19 protein-coding genes are annotated in these 20,144 nt (G+C 39.9%); 10 read left to right on the top strand and 9 right to left on the bottom strand.

Going from position 1 to position 20,144, the window contains the following annotated elements:
- Positions 1-2 precede the first annotated feature (2 nt).
- From BUW93_RS07485 to BUW93_RS07530, 10 genes are all read left to right on the top strand, one after another.
- Positions 3-860 (top strand): sialate O-acetylesterase, encoded by an 858-nt coding sequence (locus tag BUW93_RS07485; protein WP_081210684.1) that lies wholly within the window; start codon positions 3-5, stop codon positions 858-860.
- A gap of 28 nt (positions 861-888) precedes the next feature.
- Positions 889-2,361 carry a sodium:solute symporter family protein gene (locus tag BUW93_RS07490; RefSeq protein ID WP_081210686.1) on the top strand — a complete coding sequence of 491 codons (1,473 nt, stop codon included), beginning with the start codon at positions 889-891 and terminating at the stop codon, positions 2,359-2,361.
- Positions 2,362-2,372: 11 nt separating this feature from the next.
- Positions 2,373-3,527 (top strand): N-acetylglucosamine-6-phosphate deacetylase, encoded by a 1,155-nt coding sequence (locus tag BUW93_RS07495; protein WP_081210688.1) that lies wholly within the window; start codon positions 2,373-2,375, stop codon positions 3,525-3,527.
- Positions 3,528-3,618: 91 nt separating this feature from the next.
- Positions 3,619-5,220 (top strand): beta-N-acetylhexosaminidase, encoded by a 1,602-nt coding sequence (locus BUW93_RS07500; RefSeq protein WP_081210690.1) that lies wholly within the window; start codon positions 3,619-3,621, stop codon positions 5,218-5,220.
- 11 nt (positions 5,221-5,231) lie between these two features.
- Complete coding sequence (gene uxaC, locus BUW93_RS07505) at positions 5,232-6,635, top strand: glucuronate isomerase (protein ID WP_081210692.1); 1,404 nt, start codon at positions 5,232-5,234, stop codon at positions 6,633-6,635.
- The gene (locus tag BUW93_RS07510; RefSeq protein WP_081210694.1) at positions 6,635-7,657 is read left to right on the top strand and encodes a sugar kinase; all 1,023 of its coding nucleotides are present in this window, start codon (positions 6,635-6,637) and stop codon (positions 7,655-7,657) included. Before uxaC ends, BUW93_RS07510 begins: the two co-directional genes overlap by 1 nt.
- 4 nt (positions 7,658-7,661) lie before the next feature.
- Positions 7,662-8,333 (top strand): bifunctional 4-hydroxy-2-oxoglutarate aldolase/2-dehydro-3-deoxy-phosphogluconate aldolase, encoded by a 672-nt coding sequence (locus BUW93_RS07515; RefSeq protein WP_081210696.1) that lies wholly within the window; start codon positions 7,662-7,664, stop codon positions 8,331-8,333.
- A 10-nt stretch (positions 8,334-8,343) separates the two neighbouring features.
- The gene (locus BUW93_RS07520) at positions 8,344-9,150 is read left to right on the top strand and encodes an SDR family oxidoreductase (protein WP_081210698.1); all 807 of its coding nucleotides are present in this window, start codon (positions 8,344-8,346) and stop codon (positions 9,148-9,150) included.
- A gap of 9 nt (positions 9,151-9,159) precedes the next feature.
- Positions 9,160-10,341, top strand: a complete 1,182-nt coding sequence (gene uxuA / locus BUW93_RS07525; protein ID WP_081210699.1) for a mannonate dehydratase — start codon at positions 9,160-9,162, stop codon at positions 10,339-10,341.
- A gap of 17 nt (positions 10,342-10,358) precedes the next feature.
- Positions 10,359-11,324, top strand: coding sequence for a Gfo/Idh/MocA family protein (locus BUW93_RS07530; RefSeq protein ID WP_081210700.1), 966 nt, complete (start codon positions 10,359-10,361; stop codon positions 11,322-11,324).
- A 181-nt stretch (positions 11,325-11,505) separates the two neighbouring features.
- Here BUW93_RS07530 and BUW93_RS07535 read toward each other — a convergent pair whose 3' ends face one another.
- The 9 genes from BUW93_RS07535 to nuoH are packed head-to-tail and all read right to left on the bottom strand — an operon-like array spanning position 11,506 to position 20,136.
- Positions 11,506-12,396, bottom strand: coding sequence for a hypothetical protein (locus BUW93_RS07535; RefSeq protein ID WP_157893296.1), 891 nt, complete (start codon positions 12,394-12,396; stop codon positions 11,506-11,508).
- 58 nt (positions 12,397-12,454) lie between these two features.
- Complete coding sequence (locus BUW93_RS07540) at positions 12,455-12,772, bottom strand: hypothetical protein (RefSeq protein WP_081210702.1); 318 nt, start codon at positions 12,770-12,772, stop codon at positions 12,455-12,457.
- A 3-nt stretch (positions 12,773-12,775) separates the two neighbouring features.
- Positions 12,776-14,206 (bottom strand): NADH-quinone oxidoreductase subunit N, encoded by a 1,431-nt coding sequence (locus BUW93_RS07545; protein WP_081210703.1) that lies wholly within the window; start codon positions 14,204-14,206, stop codon positions 12,776-12,778.
- A gap of 18 nt (positions 14,207-14,224) precedes the next feature.
- Entirely contained in the window at positions 14,225-15,712 is a 1,488-nt protein-coding gene (locus BUW93_RS07550; protein ID WP_081210704.1) for a complex I subunit 4 family protein, read from the bottom strand.
- A 9-nt stretch (positions 15,713-15,721) separates the two neighbouring features.
- Positions 15,722-17,641: an NADH-quinone oxidoreductase subunit L gene (nuoL, locus tag BUW93_RS07555; protein WP_081210705.1), complete on the bottom strand. Its 1,920-nt coding sequence runs from the start codon at positions 17,639-17,641 to the stop codon at positions 15,722-15,724.
- Between the two features lie 12 nt (positions 17,642-17,653).
- Positions 17,654-17,971: an NADH-quinone oxidoreductase subunit NuoK gene (gene nuoK, locus BUW93_RS07560; RefSeq protein WP_081210706.1), complete on the bottom strand. Its 318-nt coding sequence runs from the start codon at positions 17,969-17,971 to the stop codon at positions 17,654-17,656.
- A gap of 23 nt (positions 17,972-17,994) precedes the next feature.
- On the bottom strand, positions 17,995-18,585 hold the full coding sequence (locus tag BUW93_RS07565) for an NADH-quinone oxidoreductase subunit J family protein (RefSeq protein WP_081210707.1): 591 nt from the start codon (positions 18,583-18,585) through the stop codon (positions 17,995-17,997).
- Between the two features lie 7 nt (positions 18,586-18,592).
- Entirely contained in the window at positions 18,593-19,066 is a 474-nt protein-coding gene (locus BUW93_RS07570; protein ID WP_081210708.1) for a 4Fe-4S dicluster domain-containing protein, read from the bottom strand.
- 5 nt (positions 19,067-19,071) lie between these two features.
- Positions 19,072-20,136, bottom strand: coding sequence for an NADH-quinone oxidoreductase subunit NuoH (gene nuoH / locus BUW93_RS07575; RefSeq protein ID WP_081210709.1), 1,065 nt, complete (start codon positions 20,134-20,136; stop codon positions 19,072-19,074).
- Between the last annotated feature and the right edge of the window lie 8 nt (positions 20,137-20,144).

The raw sequence follows: 20,144 nt of genomic DNA on the forward strand, positions 1-20,144 counted from the left end.
AGATGAAAGTGAGTCTCATACCCTTATATGCATTTATAATTGCCGTCTTTTTTCTGGTAGAAGGGGTGCATAGTCAGGTCCGGGATAATGAAAGGATGAGGAATTTCCCAACAATTATAAAGGAAATTGATTCTTTTCCGAAGAAAGAAGATGTATGGGTTTTTTTATTGGCTGGACAGTCTAATATGGCCGGTAGAGGATTGGTAGAAGCAACTGATACTATTGCACATCCAAAAATATTTGCATTAGATATCAATGATAACTGGATTCAAGCCAAGGCTCCTCTTCATCGGTATCAACCTGCTCTCACCGGACTTGGTTCGGGAATATTCTTTGCCAGGGAACTCATTAAAAATGTAGATAGGGATGTAAGTATTGCATTGGTCCCCTTAGCAGTAGGGGGCACTTCAATTGATTATTGGCTAAATGATGAGCAGATACAAGGAATAAAATTAAGGAGTAATTTCAACAGGATGCTTCAGCTAGCTATGGAGAAAGGAAGCCTTAAAGGAATCTTATGGCATCAAGGGGAAAGCGATGCCTTTTTAGATAAGATTCCAGAATATCAACAGAAATTGGAAACCCTCTTTCAATATTTTCGGTTGTATAGTGGAGAAATGGAACTGCCCATAATAACGGCTGAATTAGGAGCTTTCGCTTCTACCGGTGAAACGAGATTTTTATGGCAAATGATCAATAAGAAGATTGAGAGTATTGCATTCAAAGATCCAAATATTATCCTTGTTAGAACTGATGATTTAAAGGCACGACATGATAATGTTCATTTCGATGGTGCTTCTCAGAGGCTCCTTGGTTTCCGATATGCACGTGCTTATCAACATCTAGCATTAACACAATAAAACACTAAGTATTTAATTTTCTCTAACTATGCTACTACTGGACTGGATTGTTCTTTCCATTTATTTCCTAATGCTAATAAGCATTGGTGTTTGGGCTTATTCTCGCGTTAAAAATTCAGCAGATTTTTATACCGCAGGGGGAAACCTGCCGTGGTGGTTATCTGGGGTGTCGCATCATGTTTCTGGATATAGCGGGGCGGTCTTCGTTGCCTATGCCGGGATTGCATACACTCATGGCTTTACTTTATATGTTTGGTGGGCCTTTACCGTAGGCTTAGCCACCCTGGTTGCAGCTTTTTATATTGCGCCCCGATGGTCTAGATTAAGAATTTTTGCATCGATCCAATCTCCAACAGAATATTTGTTAGTTCGTTATAATCTCTCGACGCAACAGCTTATAGCCTGGGCAGGAGCTATAATCAAAATATTTGATACAGGTGGAAAATTAGCGGCTATTGCTGTCTTGTTGAATGTCTTTAGCGGGGCTCCAATCAGCCTGGGAATATTTTTAGTAGGTGGTGTTTCTTTAATATATATTACTATTGGTGGATTATGGGCGGATGTATGGAATGATTTTGGGCAATTTATTGTTCAATTGTTAGCAGGGCTAACTATGTTTGTTATGATTATCCTTAAGTTAGATGATGGACTGAGTGGGATATTCAGTATGTGGGAGGAATTACCGGATTCTCATTCTGATTTTTTCCATGATCCGTTTACTTTCAGCTTTATGCTGGTGATGTTAGTGATCAATTTTTTTAGCTATAGTGGGGGAACCTGGAACCTTGCTACCAGGTTTATTTCTTCCACTTCGGGTAGCACTGCCCGAAAGGCGGCAATTACTTCCTCTATTCTTTATTTCATATGGCCTTTGATTTTACTTTATCCGATGTTTGCCTCACCTATATTTTTTGAAAATATGGAAGACCCTACCTTATCTTATGGGAAAATGGTATTGGAGTTTCTACCTCAGGGTTTAGTTGGATTGGTTTTAGCTTCATTATTTGCCAATACCTTGTCTATGACTGCTTCAGATTCAAATACGGTATCTGCGGTAATTAGTAGGGATATACTCCCTGTAATATTTCCGAAGATCAGAAAATTTTCCCGAAAGAAAGCCTTAAAGTTAGCCAGGGTTACCACATTTAGCTTTACCCTATTAACTATAATCGTAGCCTTAAACGCAAGTTATTTTGGAGGCGTTTTTGGACTTATTATCGCATGGTTTGCAGCCTTACTGGGGCCAATTTCAATCCCTATGATTTTAGGCCTTTTGCCCGTTTTCGCAAACAGTGATGGGCGTGCAGCAATAATTTCGATACTGGGAGGCCTCTGTACTTTTGTTGCTCTTAAAATTTTCCCGGTTGAAAGCCTGGCCATTGAAATTGGAGGTCCTACCCTTATTTCTTTTTTATTATTTATCCTGTATGGAGCCCTTAATAAGAAAGAACCACCGGAGAAGGTAAAGGAACTACATTTAAATTTAGATAGGAATCATTAAATTGATTTAGTATGGAAAGCGTGGTAGGTAAGCATTATAAAGATAAAAGCCCTATTCTTATTGAATTTATGGATGGATACATTCAAAAGATAAGTCCATTTTCTGGTAAGGCAACATCAGGAATTCTTGGGCCTGGGTTTGTGGATCTGCAAGTAAATGGTTTTAATGGGTTTGATTTTAATGAGGAAGGCCTTTCTCCAGCTAAGGTAGTTAAATTAACCAAAGATCTTTGGAAGGAAGGCGTTACTACTTATTTTCCAACTCTTATCACTAACGATAAAGAGAAAATCCATACTTCAATAAAATGCATTGTCAAAGCCTGTGAGGATTCTCTGATTGAAGATAGTATCGGCGGAATCCATTTGGAGGGGCCATTCCTTTCTAAAAAAGATGGGCCCAGAGGGGCACATCCCAAAAATTATATTCAAGCTCCGAACTGGGAATTATTTTGCCAGTGGCAGGACACTGCCCAGGGGAGAATAAAACTAATTACTATTTCCCCAGAGTGGTCAGAATCCTCCAAATTTATTGAGAAATGTGTTGCATCGGGGGTTAAAGTTGCCATTGGGCATACAGCGGCAACAGGTGAACAAATAACTGAAGCAGTTAAAGCAGGTGCTAGTATGTCCACTCATCTGGGGAATGCGACCCATCTTAGCCTGCCCCGGCATTCTAATTATATCTGGGATCAATTAGCAAATGAGCGTTTATGGTGTAGTTTAATTGCTGACGGCTTTCATTTACCAGAATCCATCCTTAAGGTCTTTTTGAAGGTTAAAAAGGGGCAAAGCCTATTAGTTAGCGATTCCACAAAATTTGCTGGGTTACCTCCAGGAGTCTATAATTCCCATATAGGAGGTGAGATTGAGTTGACAAAAGGCGGGCGCTTACAGATGAGAAATGCACCTAAAATGTTAGCAGGCTCCGCAAAAACCTTACGATGGTGTATCGAACATTTAGTCCGTAATGAGCTTACAAGTCTCGAAAATTCATTGGAAATGTGTACCCTAAAACCGGCAGAAGTTATGGAGCTGGGAACTCTCGGTTTTGAGCGCAACAAGAAAGCAGACCTTATTCTTTTTGAATATTCTAATGGGAATTTGAAAATTTTAAAAACTATAAAATCTGGAAAGGTGGTCTATGAGGACCAACAATTAGATAATTAACTATAATCAAGGGAGAATTTGCTATTAAGTAACCTTTCAAATTCGGCCAGTCTTAAATAAAAATGAAATTCTTATTTAAAATTTAAAATCAATGAAAATCATAAAGCTTTTTTTACTAGTGGTCTTATTCTGGTCAGATCCGACAAGCGCTCAAAACGGGATAAATATTATACCTCAACCTAATTCCATAGAGTATAGCGAAGGTAAGCTGATTTTAGATAAAGACCTGGCAATCATTGCGGAGGATTCCCTCGGTAATGAAGCCCACTTTTTATCAGAAATTCTAAAAAAGGGTTTCGGTCAAAAACCCGGGATTAAATCTAAAGGGAAGGGATTCCATTTAGAAATAGATAAAAGTTTACCGGAGGTAATAGGGGATGAAGGCTATATACTTGAAATAGGAGAGCAAGAAATTTCAATTAAAGCTCATACTGCCAGGGGTGTATTTTACGGTATACAATCCTTTAGACAGTTGCTCCCTGAAGAATTTGAATTTATGACCTATAAAAAAGATATTTCCTTACCCAAACTGAAGATAACCGACCATGCCAGATTTTCATGGAGATCTTTCATGTTGGATGAGTCCCGTCATTTTAAAGGGAAGGCTGTCGTAAAGGATTTACTTGATCAAATGGCTTTATTAAAGATGAATACATTCCATTGGCACTTAACAGATGACCAGGGATGGAGAATTGAAATCAAGAAATATCCTAAATTAACCGAAATCGGTTCCAAAAGGAAGGATACTCAAAAGGCAAGAAAAAGCGATGAAAGAACCGGGGAACCACATGAAGGGTTTTACACGCAACAGGATATTAAAGAAGTGATTGAATATGCTAAAAAACTTCATATTGAAATTGTTCCTGAAATTGAGATGCCCGGCCACGCCATGGCGGCAATAGCAGCTTATCCATGGTTAGGATCTTTAGGTACAACCAAAGAGGTTTCCGTTATTTTTGGTAAGATGGACGATTCATTTTTGATAAGTGATCCTAAGGTTGTTAAGTTTTTGGAAGATGTGTTAGACGAAGTAATGAATTTATTTCCTGGTAATGTAGTTCATATTGGAGGTGATGAGGTAAATTTTGACACGTGGCAAAACAATGCAGAAATTCAAAATTATATGGAGAAGAAAAACTTAAAGACGCCTGTGGATTTACAAATTTATTTTACCAACGGAATTTCCAATTATATCGATGAAGCAGGAAAAAGGATGATGGGATGGAATGAAATTATGGGTGATGATATTCATGGGGAACGCAAAAGTGAGGATCTTGAGGTAGAACAAAAATTGGCTTCATCTGCAATCGTACATTTTTGGAAAGGAGATTTAAAATTAATTAATAGAGCTGTGGAAGAAGGTTATGATGTAGTGAACTCAAATCACTGGGATACTTATTTGGACTACACTTATGAACGACTACCATTAAAAAAATCTTATGCTTTTGATCCTGTACCTAAAGGCCTTGAAGAAAGGTACCACGCCAAAATCCTTGGATTAGGCACTCAAATGTGGAGTGAGTGGATTCCTACTGTAGAAAAGATGGAGAAACAAATTTACCCAAGGTTGGCTGCCTATGCGGAGGTAGGTTGGACATCCCCAGATCAAAAAAGTTTTGAACGATTTCAACATAAACTTGAACTACTTAAGGAAAGATGGGAGTTGAAGGGTATAAATTATCATAGCGATTAAAATTATTGATGATGAACCAACCTTCCTTCATAACAGAAGACTTTTTACTGGAAAACCATTTTTCCAGAAGCCTTTATGAAAACTATTCTAAGGATTTGCCAATAATTGATTATCATAATCATTTGTCTCCAAAGGATATTGCTGAAGATAAACAATATTCGAATGTTACAGAGCTCTGGTTGGCGGGCGATCATGCAAAATATCGGGCCATGAGGACCTATGGTGTAAAGGAAAGGTACATTACTGGTCAGGCAAGCAATAGGGAAAAATTTATGGCCTGGGCAAAGACGGTACCCTACACAATCAGAAACCCTATTTACCATTGGACCCATTTAGAACTGAAGCGTTATTTTGGCATAGACAAGCTGCTGAATGAAAAAACTGCCGAGGGAATTTATGAGGAAATAAATTCTCAATTGGAGAAACCTTCAAATTCCTGTCGAGGCTTTTTAAATAAAATGAACGTTGAATCCCTATGCACTACCGAAGATCCAATAGATGACTTAAAACATCATAAGCAAATTAAAGAAAGTGATTATAAAGTTAAAGTTAGTACCTCATTTCGTCCAGATAAGGTGATCCAAATCGAATCAGGAAATTATCTAGCCTATTTAGAAAAATTAGGAGAAATTTCCAATATAGAAATCACTTCTTATAAGAATCTGAAAGACGCATTGTATAAGCGAATTGAATATTTTCATGCCAATGCTTGTCGATTATCTGACCATGGCTTGGGTAATCTACCTTTTGAGCAGTTTAAAGATTCAGAGATAAATAATCTTTTCAAAAAGAAGCTCCAGGGAGGAATGCTTTCCTATACAGAGGTAAATAAATTTAAAACAGCACTGCTGTTATATCTTGGTGAGATGTACCATGAATTTAGTTGGGTGCAACAATACCATCTCGGAGCGCTAAGGAATAACAATACCCGAATGTTCAAAAAATTAGGACCGGATTCTGGTTGGGATTCCATAGGAAATTTTGATCACAGTAGAGGACTTTCCAGGTTCCTCGACGCTCTTGATGTCAAAAATAAACTTTCCAAAACCATACTTTATAATCTAAACCCTGCTGATAATGCCGTATTTGCTAGTATGATCGGGAATTTCAATGATGGCAGCATAAAAGGGAAGGTTCAATATGGAGCTGCATGGTGGTTTTTAGACCAGAAAGAGGGTATTATTAACCAGTTGAATACACTTTCCAATATGGGACTTCTTAGTTGTTTTGTAGGAATGCTCACCGATTCCCGTAGTTTTTTATCCCTAAACAGGCATGAATATTTCAGAAGAATTCTTTGTAACGTTTTTGGAAAGGAAATGGCCTCCGGGGAACTGCCCCGGGAAATCGATTTAATTGGAAAGACTATCGCTGATATTAGTTATTTTAATGCTAATGAATATTTCGATTTCTAATGGAAACAAACGTTGAACAAAAGAAGGTAATAACATTTGGCGAAATTTTGATGAGACTTTCTCCTTCGGGGAAGCGTTTGTTATCTCAGAGTAATCAATTAAACTTTTTCTTTGGGGGTACCGAAGCAAATGTTGCTATGGCTTTGGCCAATTGGGATAATAAGGTTGAATTTGTTTCTGCAGTATCTGATGATTTTATAGGAAAAAGTAGCTTGGCCTTTCTTAGGCAATCTGGTGTAAGTACCCTTCATATCCAGAGGAATCCTCATCCGATGGGGCTGTATTTCATGGAAGAAGGCACCTCATTACGTTCGACTCAGGTTATTTATAACCGCCTTTCCAGTGCTTTTGCCAATATAGACTGGGAAGATGTAAAATGGGAGGATATTTTAAAAGAGGCAAAAATTTTTCATTGGACCGGTATCACTCCGGGAATCTCCGAGAAAACCTATCAAGGTCTAAAGCGGGCCCTGAGGTTAGCTGCAGAACTAGGGGTGGAGATTACGGTGGATCCGACTTATAGAAAAAATCTTTGGAATTATGGGAGGGGGTCCCGGGAGGTGCTTCAGGAATTCATTTCAATTTCAAATGTCTTTTTCGGAGGAACTAATGAGATTAATGAGATTTTGAATACGAATTTTAGTAATGATAAAAACAATTTTATTAAGGCCGCTCAGGAGCTAATGAAAAGCTATCCTTCCATTAAAAAAGTGTTTGATAAGGTTCGGATTAGTCAGGGTGCTTCAAGCCATCGAATTTATGCCAGGTACTGGAACGGGCAGCAATACTTTTCCACTGATGAAATCGAGATAAATCCGGTTACAGACCGTATAGGCACAGGGGATGCTTTTGTTGCAGGTATTATATTTACTATGGATAAATATGATGAACAGTCGGTTCTGGATTTTGCCAATGCATCCTGTGCGATAAAACATACCATTGTTGGTGATGTTAATTTAGCTTCAGAGGAAGAGATATGGAAAATAGCAAAAGGTAATATTGAAGGACGAATAAACAGATAAAATCATGGCAGATTATAGTCGAATTGAAGTAGTGGTTGAAATGGAAAAATCGGGTCTTGTCCCAGTTTTCTATCATCCCGACATACAGGTATGTAAAGAAGTAATTAATGCTTGCTATAAAGGTGGTGCACGTATTTTTGAATTTACAAATCGTGGCGATTTTGCTTTTGAAGTTTTTAGTGAGCTTATCAGATATTGTAAAGATAAATTGCCGGGAATGATCCTTGGGGTGGGTTCGATTGGCGATGCATCCTCCGGTGCACTCTTCCTGGAAATGGGAGCCAATTTTATCGTTTCTCCAGTCCTTCGGGAAGATATTGCAGTGCTATGTAACCGTAGAAAAATATTGTGGATTCCTGGTTGTGGTTCCCTAAACGAAATTGCACGGGCAGAAGAATTAGGTTGCGAACTGGTGAAAGTCTTTCCAGGAAGTGTTTATGGCCCAGAATTCGTGAAGGCTATTAAAGGACCGTGCCCATGGACAAGTATAATGGTTACAGGAGGAGTTTCTATTTCAAAAGGGAATTTAGAAAAATGGTTTGAAGCTGGCGTAAAATGCGTTGGAATTGGCTCAAAACTAATATCTGAAGATATTATTTCTAATAAGGATTATCAATTGTTAACCCAACGCGTTGACAAGACCCTTTCCCAAATATCTACCTTGAGAAATAAATAAAATAATTAGCATGAATAAATTAAAGGGAAAAGTAGCAATAATTACAGGAGGGAATGGCGTTCTTGGCGGCGCCATGGCTCACGGCCTTGCCGCTGAAGGGGTAAAGGTTGGTGTTTTGGGCCGTTCGCCTGAGACTGTTGAAAAACGTGTAAAGGAAATTCAGGAAGCTGATGGTACTGCCTTAAGCCTCATTGCAGATGTACTGGATAAACAAAGCCTCGAAGAAGCCAGAGATAAAGTTCTCAAACAATGGAAGAAAATCGATATCCTAATTAATGCTGCAGGCGGAAATCTAAAAGGCGCGACAATTGGTCCAGATCAGGACTTTTTTGACCTTTCTATGGAAGATTTTAGCAGAGTGAATGACCTGAACCTCAAAGGGACGGTGCTTCCTACTTATGTTTTTGGGAAAGGTATGGCTAGCCTCAAAAAAGGGAGTATAATCAATGTGTCCTCTATGGCTGCGCAATCGGCATTAACCAGGGTAGTAGGTTATAGTGCCGCCAAAGCTGCAGTAGATAATTTTACCAGATGGCTTGCTGTAGAAATGGCTCAGAAATATGGAGATGGTTTTCGCGTGAATGCCATTGCACCCGGGTTTTTTATCGGGGAACAGAACCGAAACCTGTTATTGGAGAAAGATGGAAGTTTGACAGCACGAGGAGAGATTATTATTAACCAAACCCCCATGAAGCGCTTTGGAAAACCTGAAGAATTGCGAGGAGTCACGAATTGGCTGGCTGGGGAAGCCGCCTCTTTTGTAACCGGGATTGTAGTTCCTGTCGATGGTGGATTTGGAGCATTTAGTGGCGTATAATCTATAGACATGGCATTAGAACAGACCTGGAGATGGTACGGACCCAGTGATCCGGTTAGTCTTCAAGATATAAAACAGGCAGGTGCAACAGGTGTTGTAACCGCGCTCCATCATATTCCTAATGGGAAAGTATGGAAAACGCAAGAGATAATTAAACGAAAAGAGGAGGTGGAAGCCTCTGGACTTACATGGTCAGTGGTAGAAAGTATACCGGTGCATGAAGAAATAAAAAAGAGGAATGGCAATTTTGAGAAATATTTAAATAATTACAAGCAGAGCATCAGAAATCTGGGAAGTTGCGGAATTGATACGGTATGCTATAATTTCATGCCAGTCCTTGACTGGACCCGAACCGATTTGGCCTACGAAATGCCTGATGGGTCAAGAGCCCTTAGATTTGATGCAGCTCAATTTGCTGCTTTTGAATTATATATTTTGAAAAGGCCAGGTGCAGAAAAGATATATTCTCAAAAACGAAAGCAGGCAGCCAAAATTGCTTTGGAAAAACTATCTGAAGAGGAAAGGAAGATTTTAGTGAATAACATTATTGCCGGTCTGCCTGGAGCTGAAGAGGGCTATACCCTGGATCAATTTCAGGCGGTTCTGGATGAATATCGGGATATTGGTGAAGAAGAGCTAAGAGAAAATCTTCATGAATTCCTCAGGGAAATAATTCCAGTTGCTGAAGAAGCTGGGGTTTTTATGGCCATTCACCCTGATGACCCTCCGTTTCCTATTTTAGGACTTCCAAGGGTGGTAAGTACAGAGAAAGATGCGAAAGCTTTATTGGAGGTTATAGACAGTCCTTATAACGGTTTGTGTTTTTGTACTGGTTCTTACGGAGTATTAAAAGAAAATGATCTGCCAGGAATGATCAATAGACTTGGTAGCCGTATCAATTTTGTTCATTTAAGAAGTACTCGTAGGGATGCTGAAGGCAATTTTTACGAGGCAGATCACTTGGATGGGGATGTAGATATGTATTCTGTGATGAAAGCTTTGATAAAGGAACAACAAAAAAGAATTTCCGAAGAAAGGAAAGATTATAGATTACCTATGCGTCCGGACCATGGACACCAAATGCTTGATGATCTTCAGAAAAAAACCAATCCCGGCTATTCAGCAATTGGGAGATTAAGGGGCCTTGCGGAACTTCGTGGACTGGAATTAGGGATTGAAAGGAGTCTTTAGAATATAACAGAAGATCAATGAAAGAAGTAATTTGGGGAATCATAGGTTGTGGTGCTGTTGCTGAACAAAAAAGCGGTCCGGCATTTCAAAAGTCTGAAAATTCCAGGTTGCTGGCTGTGATGCGCAGGAATGCCGATAAAGCAAAAGATTTTGCTCATAGACATGCTGTACCTTTATGGTATAATGAGGTGGATGATTTGCTAAACAATTCTGAAATCAATGCCGTTTATATAGCCACACCCCCTGTTAGTCATCTTGAATTGACCCTGAAAGCGATAAAAGCAGGCAAAAATATATATCTTGAAAAACCTATGGCTCTTAACCGGGAGGAAGCTGATATTATTATAAAGGCCCTGAAGAAAAGTGATGTGAAACTCAGTCTGGCGCATTATAGAAGAAAATTACCGGTTTTTACTAAAGTAAGGGAATTGCTCGATCAGGAGGCCATTGGGAAGGTGGGATTTGTTGATATTCAGGTTTTACAATCTCAGGGACCTCAGGACTTTGAGTTAATGGAAAACTGGAGAGTGAATCCTCGTATTTCAGGGGGAGGTTATTTTCACGATTTAGCACCACATCATTTGGATTTAATGCTCCTATTTTTTGGTGATTTTGACCAAGTTCATGGGTTTTCTGAAAATCAGTCAGGCAGTTATAATGCTGCGGACATCGTTAACGGCATAGCTACTTTCGTAAATGGAGTTCACTTAAGAGGAATTTGGAATTTTAATGTTTCGGAAGGAGACCAGAAAGATCAATGCATAATTTATGGCAGTAAAGGTTCCATCAAATTTTCATTTTATGGAAGTGCGTTATTTATCCAGAGTGAACAATCAACCAAAACCATTTCATTTGACCAAATCCCACACGTTCAACAACCCATGATAGAAACTGTCAACAGTTATTTTTTAGGAAAAGGGCCCAATCCTTGTTCTGCTGAAGAAGGATTAAAAACTTTACAAATAATGGATGTCTTGAGTTAATTTAAAGTTCTGAGTTTCATTTTAGGGAGCCGTGGTATTGTTTATCTTAATACTAATAGTTCGCTAAGAAATTTATGAATTTAAAAAGTTATGTTGCTATAGCTTAACACTTCGCAATAATCTCGTTAAACAGATTACTTCAGAAATCTTTAGAAAAATGGAATCAAAAACAACTTTAATCCTATTTCACCAATTGCATTAATGAATCTTCAATATCTCCCGGAGTTGACATTATTTTGCTGAATGTTCCCATGGTTAAATCGGGAAAAGCAATGGCAATTCTATATCTGCCGTGGAGCATGTGCACTTCATTTCCCATAACTAATACCTCGTAAGGAAGAAATGCTGTGTGCTTAGGACTACCTATATCGATTATTGGAAGAAATTTAGCCTCTCCTTTTTCGCCTTTAATTCCAAAGCCATACAGAGCCAGGTCTTTTCCTGGAATTTCAATTTTATAAAGCAATTCTAAATTGGAATTCTTTTCTTTCGCAGCTGTCTCAATGGTATTTATGGCCGTTTGGTAACTATTAAAACTTGCCAACTCAATGGTATCGTCAAAGTAAGGCATGGCAAACATATAATGATATTTCCTTAACTCCTTTTCCGATAAACCTTTTTCAGAACCGAAAGCTAAATTTTTAAAGGCTCCTGTAGCTTCCATTGCGTTTTCCAGTTTGCTGGAAAGTTTCGTGTAATTTGATGAAACCTTTGGGAAATCTTTTCTGAAATAAGCGTTCCCCCAATAAACAGGGTTGGTATAAGAAACCAGTGTTTTTCCGTTTTCACTGGTGATTGCTAGCCGCAGGCTTGCAGCAAACCCGGTTAACTCTCCAACCTCTTTTACTGCAGATTTAAGTTCTGGTGATGTGAAAATAAAAATCCATCGATTAGCATCATTTGCAGGTTGATATTGCCCTACAACCTCAATTCCATTTTGTTGGAGGTTTATGGATAATTTGTCTTTTATCTCTGCTATGTTATCCGTTGTTTCCAAAGCAAGCACATAAGGTTTTAAGTTTTGTGCATTTACCCAATTTAAAGAGAGTGCCAGGAATAAAAGGAGCTTCATTATTTTCATATACTTTTTGGGTTAGGGTTCGCAATTATTTGAAGTGAGTTCAATAGCCTTATTTATAGTAATGCGGATTGGTGTCCTCCGATTTTTGATTCCAGTAATCCTGGGTAACCTTATGACCGTCGAAGGTTTTTAAACGGCGCTCAAAGACATAGGTAGTGGGATTAAACACCATATCTGTCACACCAACTGTATAGAGTTGGGGTTCTTCTTCCGATTTGCGTTTTTCTTCTTCCACAATCACTTCAAAGCCGTTATGTTCAAGTAACTTTTTAAGGAAATCTTTTCTTTCTTCATTTATTTTTTTCTCTACAAAGCTAACCCGGGTATCCCCAATACTGCCAAATGTATGTTTTCCTTCTAGTGCCATAACTTAATGATTAAAAGCAGCGCTTAGTTCATAAATATAATCGTATAAAGGGCTGTAAATACCCAAAACAAGGATGCCAATTACCGTGATTCCAAGCCCTAAGCGCATATATAACTTGTTGTTGAAAAATGGAATAGGGTTTTCACTCTGCCGCAGGAACATCGCTCTTACAACCAGCAAATAGTAGTATAAAGAGATAGTAACATTCACCACTGCCAGAAATACCAGCAGGTAGTAACCTTCTCTTGCTGCTGCGGTATACAGGAAAAATTTCCCGAAGAATCCGGCCACCGGTGGAATTCCCGCGAGAGAAAATAAAGCCAGTAGCATAATAAGACTCAGCCTAGGATTAGTTCGGTACAAACCGTTATAATCGTCTATGTTTTCTTTACCTGTTTTTAAGGAAATTGCCTGAACCACCCCAAAGGCGGCAAGGTTGGAAAAGATATAGATCATTACAAAATATACAACTGAAGCTGTGCCGAGCTGAGTTCCCGTTATTAGACCAAGTAAAATGAATCCTGCCTGTGCGATAGAAGAGAAGGCCAAAAAGCGCTTCATATTCTGCTGGCGAAGGGCAAAAAGGTTACCCACAAACATGGTCGCTAAGGCAACTACGTAGATCATATTTTCCCAAACCTCCATTAAAGGTTTAAGTACGGTGAACATCAGGATCATTAAGATGAAAACCGCCGCTCCTTTTGAAATAACCGAAAGATAAGAAGCTACACTTATAGGGGCTCCTTCATACACATCGGCGGTCCAGAAGTGAAATGGCACCAGGGATATTTTAAAGGCCATTCCGGCAAAAAAGAGAATGAACCCAAGGATCGTTAAGTTGTTAGGGCTTATTGCCACCAGGATATCATCAAAATAGATGGAACCCGAGGTCGCATACAGCATAGAGATCCCAAATAAGGAAACCCCCGAAGCTAATGCCGCCGAAAGTATTAGTTTTATACCTGCTTCACTGGACCTCCTTTTCATCAGTTCGAAAGCTGCCAGAGCAGCTACTGGGATAGTAGAAAGTTCAAGTCCAACATAAAACATCAGGAAGTCGCCCGCCGAGATCATAAAGTACATTCCCAAAAGGGAGAAGAAGAGGAGGATAAAGAATTCGGTACCCCGGTTAAGTTTAACGATCTTTTCCTGTATCCAGTCAGCTGATTGTAACAGGAGAATGAAAACTCCAATGTTTAATACATTTTTAAAGAAATGAATCAGGCTGTTTGTACGGAACATTCCGCCAAACAAGCTGTTTTCTTCCAGGGGAAAAAAGCCCAGCGCCGTATGTATCCCGAAGAGAAATATAGCCAGATGAACAGCACTGGATTTTTTTTGCTTTGGAATAAATATTTCAGCAATAATTAGGATCAGGGCTATTGCCAGTAGGGCCATCTCGTGCCGCATCAGGAAAAAACTACTAAGTTCCATTTTCGTTCTTTATTTAAATTATAATACTCCCTGCAAAAAGGGTTGCAAACTTTTTAATATCATATCGCTTAACCATAATGGAGCTACTCCAATTCCCACTATAGGAAGAAGCAATAAAAGTACCCCGGTTGTTTCGTACCAGGTAGCTTTTGGAAGGCTTAAATAGCTTTCATTTTTAACAGGGCCCATTAGCATTATTCCTACTACCCGTAAGATGTATACTGCGGTAACAACAATTGCTGAAACCGAAATTATGGTGACCACCCTATGGAACATATCTTCATTCTGAAATGCCCCTACAAAAATGTTCATTTCAGCTACAAATCCGCTGAAGCCTGGCAAACCAAGGGAAGCCAGCCCTGCGATTACATATATTACCGAAATAAATGGAATCACTTTTAAAAGGCCTCCCAGCTTGGTAATATCCCGGGTATTTGTTCTGGTATAGATCATCCCGATTAAGGCAAAGAAAAGTGCAGTCATAAAACCGTGGGATAATGATTGTAATATTGCTCCGTTCCAGGCAGTTTTATTCAGCATTAATAAGGCAAATAGTACCAGCCCTAAGTGACTAACCGAAGAGTAGGCGTTAATATATTTTAGATCTGTTTGTCTTATGGCAGCAAAAGCCCCGTAAATCACTCCAATTGCCGATAAGATGATGAAAAACCAGGACCACTCCAGTGCGCCTTCAGGAAGAAGAAACATCGCCACCCTGAAAACTCCGTATCCTCCAAGTTTCATTAAGACCCCGGCATGTAACATGGAAACCGCGGTTGGAGCCGAGGCATGCCCATCGGGAGACCAGGTGTGGAAAGGGAATAATGCTCCCAGTACAGCAAAGCCTATAAAGGTTAATGGGAAGAATAATTTTTGAGCTTCAAAAGGGATATTCACCTGTGCGATCTCAAGAATACTGAAGGTTAATGAGCCGCCATCTGCATTTGAGTTGAAATAGATACCCAGAATTCCCACCAGCAATAAAGCAGATGCTCCCATTAACATAAGAGTTAATTTCATTGCTGAATATTCCTTAGGCCCCGAGCCCCAGATACCAATAAGGAGGTACATCGGAATCACCGCGATCTCGTAGAAAAGGAACATGGTGAAGAGATCTATGGAAATGAAGAATCCGTAAACCCCTGTAGCTAATACCAGTAAGGAAACAAAAAATTCTTTCGGCAGATCGTAGGTTTTCCAGGAAATAAAAACCCCGGCAAGTACAATTATAGAGGTTAAGAGAATTAGAGCTACCGAAATCCCATCTACCCCAATATTATAATGTATGTTTAATTCTTCAAACCAGACGATGTCCCTGGTGAACACAAATATGCTGTCGGTTATACGTTGTTCCTTTATATAAGCGAAAAGCAGGTTAATTGCCATTCCCAGCTGAATAATACTGCCTGTCATAGCTATTTGCCGGGCCTGCTTTAATCCTTTCGTAAAAACCAGTGCGATGATTACGAGTACCGGAAGAACAACAAAGAGTGATAAAATGTCCATAATGATCAATTAATTAGTCCATAGGTAAATGAAAACGATTGCCAGAACCACCACACCGCTTATAAAGCCGAAGGCATAATCCTGAACCTTTCCAGACTGTATTCCTTTAATTTTATTGGCAACAACCAAAGTTTTGTTACCGATACCTTCCATAGTCCCGTCTACGAATTTCTTATCGAAGTAGGCAATAGGCGCCGAAATCCTTTTAAAGATTAGTTTTCGGGTTATGAATAGATATAGTTCATCGAAATAGAATTTGTTGCTGGACCAACGATAGAATACTCCAAATGCATTGGCAAATCTTTCAGCAAGGTCATTCTCTTTTTTATAGAAGATCCAGGCGAAAATAATACCTATAAGTCCTATAAATACTGCTATAGCTGCAAGCGGATAATTAAGATGGGCTACAAATCCCAACTTATCGGCGGTTACATATTCACTAAACGGAATAAATCCAACTACTACACTAAAAATGGCCAGGATGATCAACGGAATAGTCATAGAACGAGGAGATTCCTTCGGTTTATGAGCGTAGGTAGTTTCTTTCCCCCAGAAAATTCCGAAGTATAGTCTAAACATATAGAAAGCGGTTAAACCGGCAACAAGAACTCCAATGGAATATAGAAACTGACTGTTTTCAAATGCTGCCACAAGGATCTCATCCTTACTCCAGAATCCCGCCAGAGGAGGTACTCCTGCGATAGCCAGTGCTGCGATGAGGAAAGTAATGTTGGTAATGGGCATATGCTTTCTCAAGCCGCCCATGTCCTTTAGGTAATTGCTGTGAACAGCGTGAATCACCGAACCTGCGCCAAGGAATAAAAGGGCTTTGAACATTGCGTGGGTAAACAGGTGGAACATTGAAGCCATATAACCCACCCCTTCGTGACCATCAAAACCTGAAACTCCAAGAGCCATCATCATATAACCGATTTGTGACATGGTAGAAAACGCCAGCACCCTTTTTATATCGGTTTGGGTAATCGCTATAATCGCGGCAAAGAGGGAGGAAAATGCGCCCACATAAGCAACTATATTCAAGACGTAACCTTCTTCGACGAAATAATACATCGGGAATAGCCGGGCAACAAGGTAAACCCCTGCGACCACCATAGTGGCAGCGTGAATCAGGGCCGAAACCGGAGTAGGCCCTTCCATCGCGTCTGGAAGCCAGATGTGTAAAGGGAACATAGCCGATTTTCCCGCACCTCCCATAAATATGAGAATAAGGGCCCAGGTTAATACCGATAAGCCCATAAAGGAGGTAGATGCCCAGTTTGCTATTGCAGCACCTTCGGGGTTGTTTAGAGTCTCAAAGTCCCAGGTGCCGGTGTAGAATCCTATGATTAGTATTCCGATTAGAAAACCAAAATCGGCGAATCGTGTAACAATAAAGGCCTTTTTGGCTGCAGCCACAGCCGAGTTCTTCGTATAATAATATCCGATCAAAAGAAAAGAGGACACCCCTACCAATTCCCAGAAAATGTAAATCTGGAATAGATTGGTAGCCAACACCAAACCGTACATAGAAAAGGTGAAAAGCGATAGAAAAGCAAAGAATTTGGTGTATCCCGGGTCCCCTTTCATATATCCACGGCTATAGATGTGTACCATCAGTGAGATGGTAGAAACCACGATAAGCATCATTATGGAAATGGGATCAATTAGGATCCCGAGATCTATATGAAGGGTATCTGTAAAGTTGAGCCAGACCGTCCTTGCAGTGAAGGTCTGGTATGCGCCGTCTAATTTGCCGGTGACAAAGAAATACTGAAAAGCGGCATAAAATGAAAGCAAAGTGGAGGCGACGAGTCCGGCAACACCAATCCACCCAGAAACAGCCGGTTTGATTTTTTTGTTGAAGATTCCCAGTAGCAGAAAAACGGCCAGGGGAATTAATGGAATTAAAAAGAGATAACTTATGTTCATAGCTTCCGTCCTTTAATACTTCAGAGTTTCAGTTTCTTTTACATCTACAGAGCTTATTTGCTTGTAGAGGTTGATGATAATTGCTACTGCCAAAGCGGTTTCTGCAGCCGCCACGGCAATGATAAATATTGAATACACCACCCCCTGTAGAAGCTCGGGATACAGGTATTTGTTGATGACCACAAAATTTATCACCGTAGAATTCAGAATGATCTCTACCGAGACCAACATTGAAATGAGATTGGTTCGGGTAATGAATCCGTAAACCCCAATAAAGAATAGGATAGAGGTGAGGCTTAGGATTTCTGTTATGCTTATGCCGGGTATCATGGGCCTTAATTTTTTAATTCTAATTAAACAGTAACCTCAGTTTCCAGAAGTTCTTTTTTCTTTTCAACCGGTTTTTCTTGTTTTACTAGAGGCGTTTCCTTTGGTGGTTCTTCTGTCACGTCTTCTCCTTTGGCTATTATAATTGCTCCAATCATAACAGCGAGCAAGAGTATGCTTATCACCTCAAAAGGCAGAATAAAGCCACCCGCCTCTGTGCTTAAAAGAGCGAAGCCTATATCGGCGGTGGTAGTGGTTACTGCCGTAGTTGTTTCAATAAACGGATGTGAATAAATTGTTGTCATAAAAACGCCTAAACCTATTAAACAGGCAAGCGCCGTGATGATTCGTTTTGATTTTTTCGCCACTTCCAGTTCCATATCGATATGGTGCACCAGTAAAACCGAAAAAATGATCAGGACAATTATTCCTCCGGCATAGACCGTAAGTTGTATGGCTGCTAAAAAGTTATAGTCTGCCATAAAATAAATTCCGGCGATACCTATGAGGACAAAAAGCAAATAGACTACCGAACGAAGCATCCTGCGACTGCTCACCGATGCTATGGCCGAGACTATCATTATTAAGGCTAAAACATAAAAAATATACTTTTCCATATCTGTATTATTCTACACCGGCTCTTACTTTGGATCCGGGTTTGTTTAAAACTCTGGTAAGCTGACTCCTGTCGTAAACTGCATTTTCGAAATTAGGGGCCCATTTTATTGCATCTGAAGGGCAGGCATCCACACATAACCCACATTGGGTGCACATTCCAAAATGATAAATGTGTTTATCTATCATTTTTTTCTTTTTCCCTGTTTCGGGATCTACCTGGCGGTCCCAGATTATTTCTATACTGCCGTTGGGGCAGGCAATCTCACACTTCTGGCATCCGGTGCAACTGTGTTCATTATTTTCATCGTGAGGCATAACCACTTCTCCCCGAAAACGCTCAAACATTTTTAGGGTGTCACGGTTGTCTGGATATTGTTGGGTGATGGCTCCTTTCCTGGAGTTCAGGAAATACTTTCCTGTTACACCCATTCCGGTTAACAGGGTTTGTATGCCGTGATATATGTCTGAAAAATAACTCATAATTTCTAAAATTGAATTGTGAAATTAAGCCACACTATTATTGCCATTAACACGATGTTAAACAGGTTGATGGGCAATAGGTATTTCCATTCCAGGGTGAGAAGTTGGTCTACTCTAAGCCTGGGGAAAGTCCATCTAAACCACATCATTAAAAACACCAGGGCAAAAGCTTTGAGCAGAAACCAGAACACACCCAGCCAGGGGATAGATTCGGTTATTCCGAATGGAGATAACCAACCTCCGAAGAAGACTGTGGTTCCAATAGCCGCTATAATGAACATATTGATGAATTCTGCTAAAAAGAAATAAGCGAATTTCATTCCGGAGTACTCGGTGTGGAAGCCAGCTCCCAGTTCCGATTCGGCTTCTACCATATCAAAGGGTGCCCTGTTGGTTTCTGCCGTTCCAGAGATCATATAGATCATAAAGGCTATCACCGCGGGAATATGTCCCTGGACGATCAACCAGCCGCTTTTCTGTACCTCAATAATTTCTGAAAGTTGCAGACTGCCGGTAAGCAGGATCATGGTGAGCAAAGAAAGTCCTACAGAAAGCTCATAGCTAATGGTTTGAACTCCGCTTCGCATTGCTCCAATCAGAGCAAATTTATTGTTACTGCTCCATCCCCCTAATAGTACCCCTATGACTCCAATCGAGGAAATAGCGATTAAAAAGAAGATTCCAATATTTATGTCAAAGGCCTGTAGGTTTTCGCTAAACGGAAAAACAGCCAGGGCCATCAGGGACGAAATAATCAGAAAATAAGGAGCTAAATTATACAGGAATTTATCGGCTTTATCTGTGCCGGTAAGCTCTTTGGATAAAAGTTTAAGAGCATCGGCAATGGTCTGGAACATCCCGAAGAATCCAACCCTGTTTGGGCCAATTCGTAATTGGAACCAGGCAGCTACCTTTCTTTCCATCAAGACCAGGAATAAACCCAGAACGGCAAAAACCGTAAGATAGATCATTGCGATCATCATCATTTCGGTGATACCGGTCACCGCTGCCGGCATCAAACTTAAAACCCAGCTGTGAATATTGTTTGTTATGATTAGGGAACTATACATTGTTTCAG

Source organism: Salegentibacter sediminis, from assembly GCF_002078605.1.
GTDB lineage: Bacteria > Bacteroidota > Bacteroidia > Flavobacteriales > Flavobacteriaceae > Salegentibacter > Salegentibacter sediminis.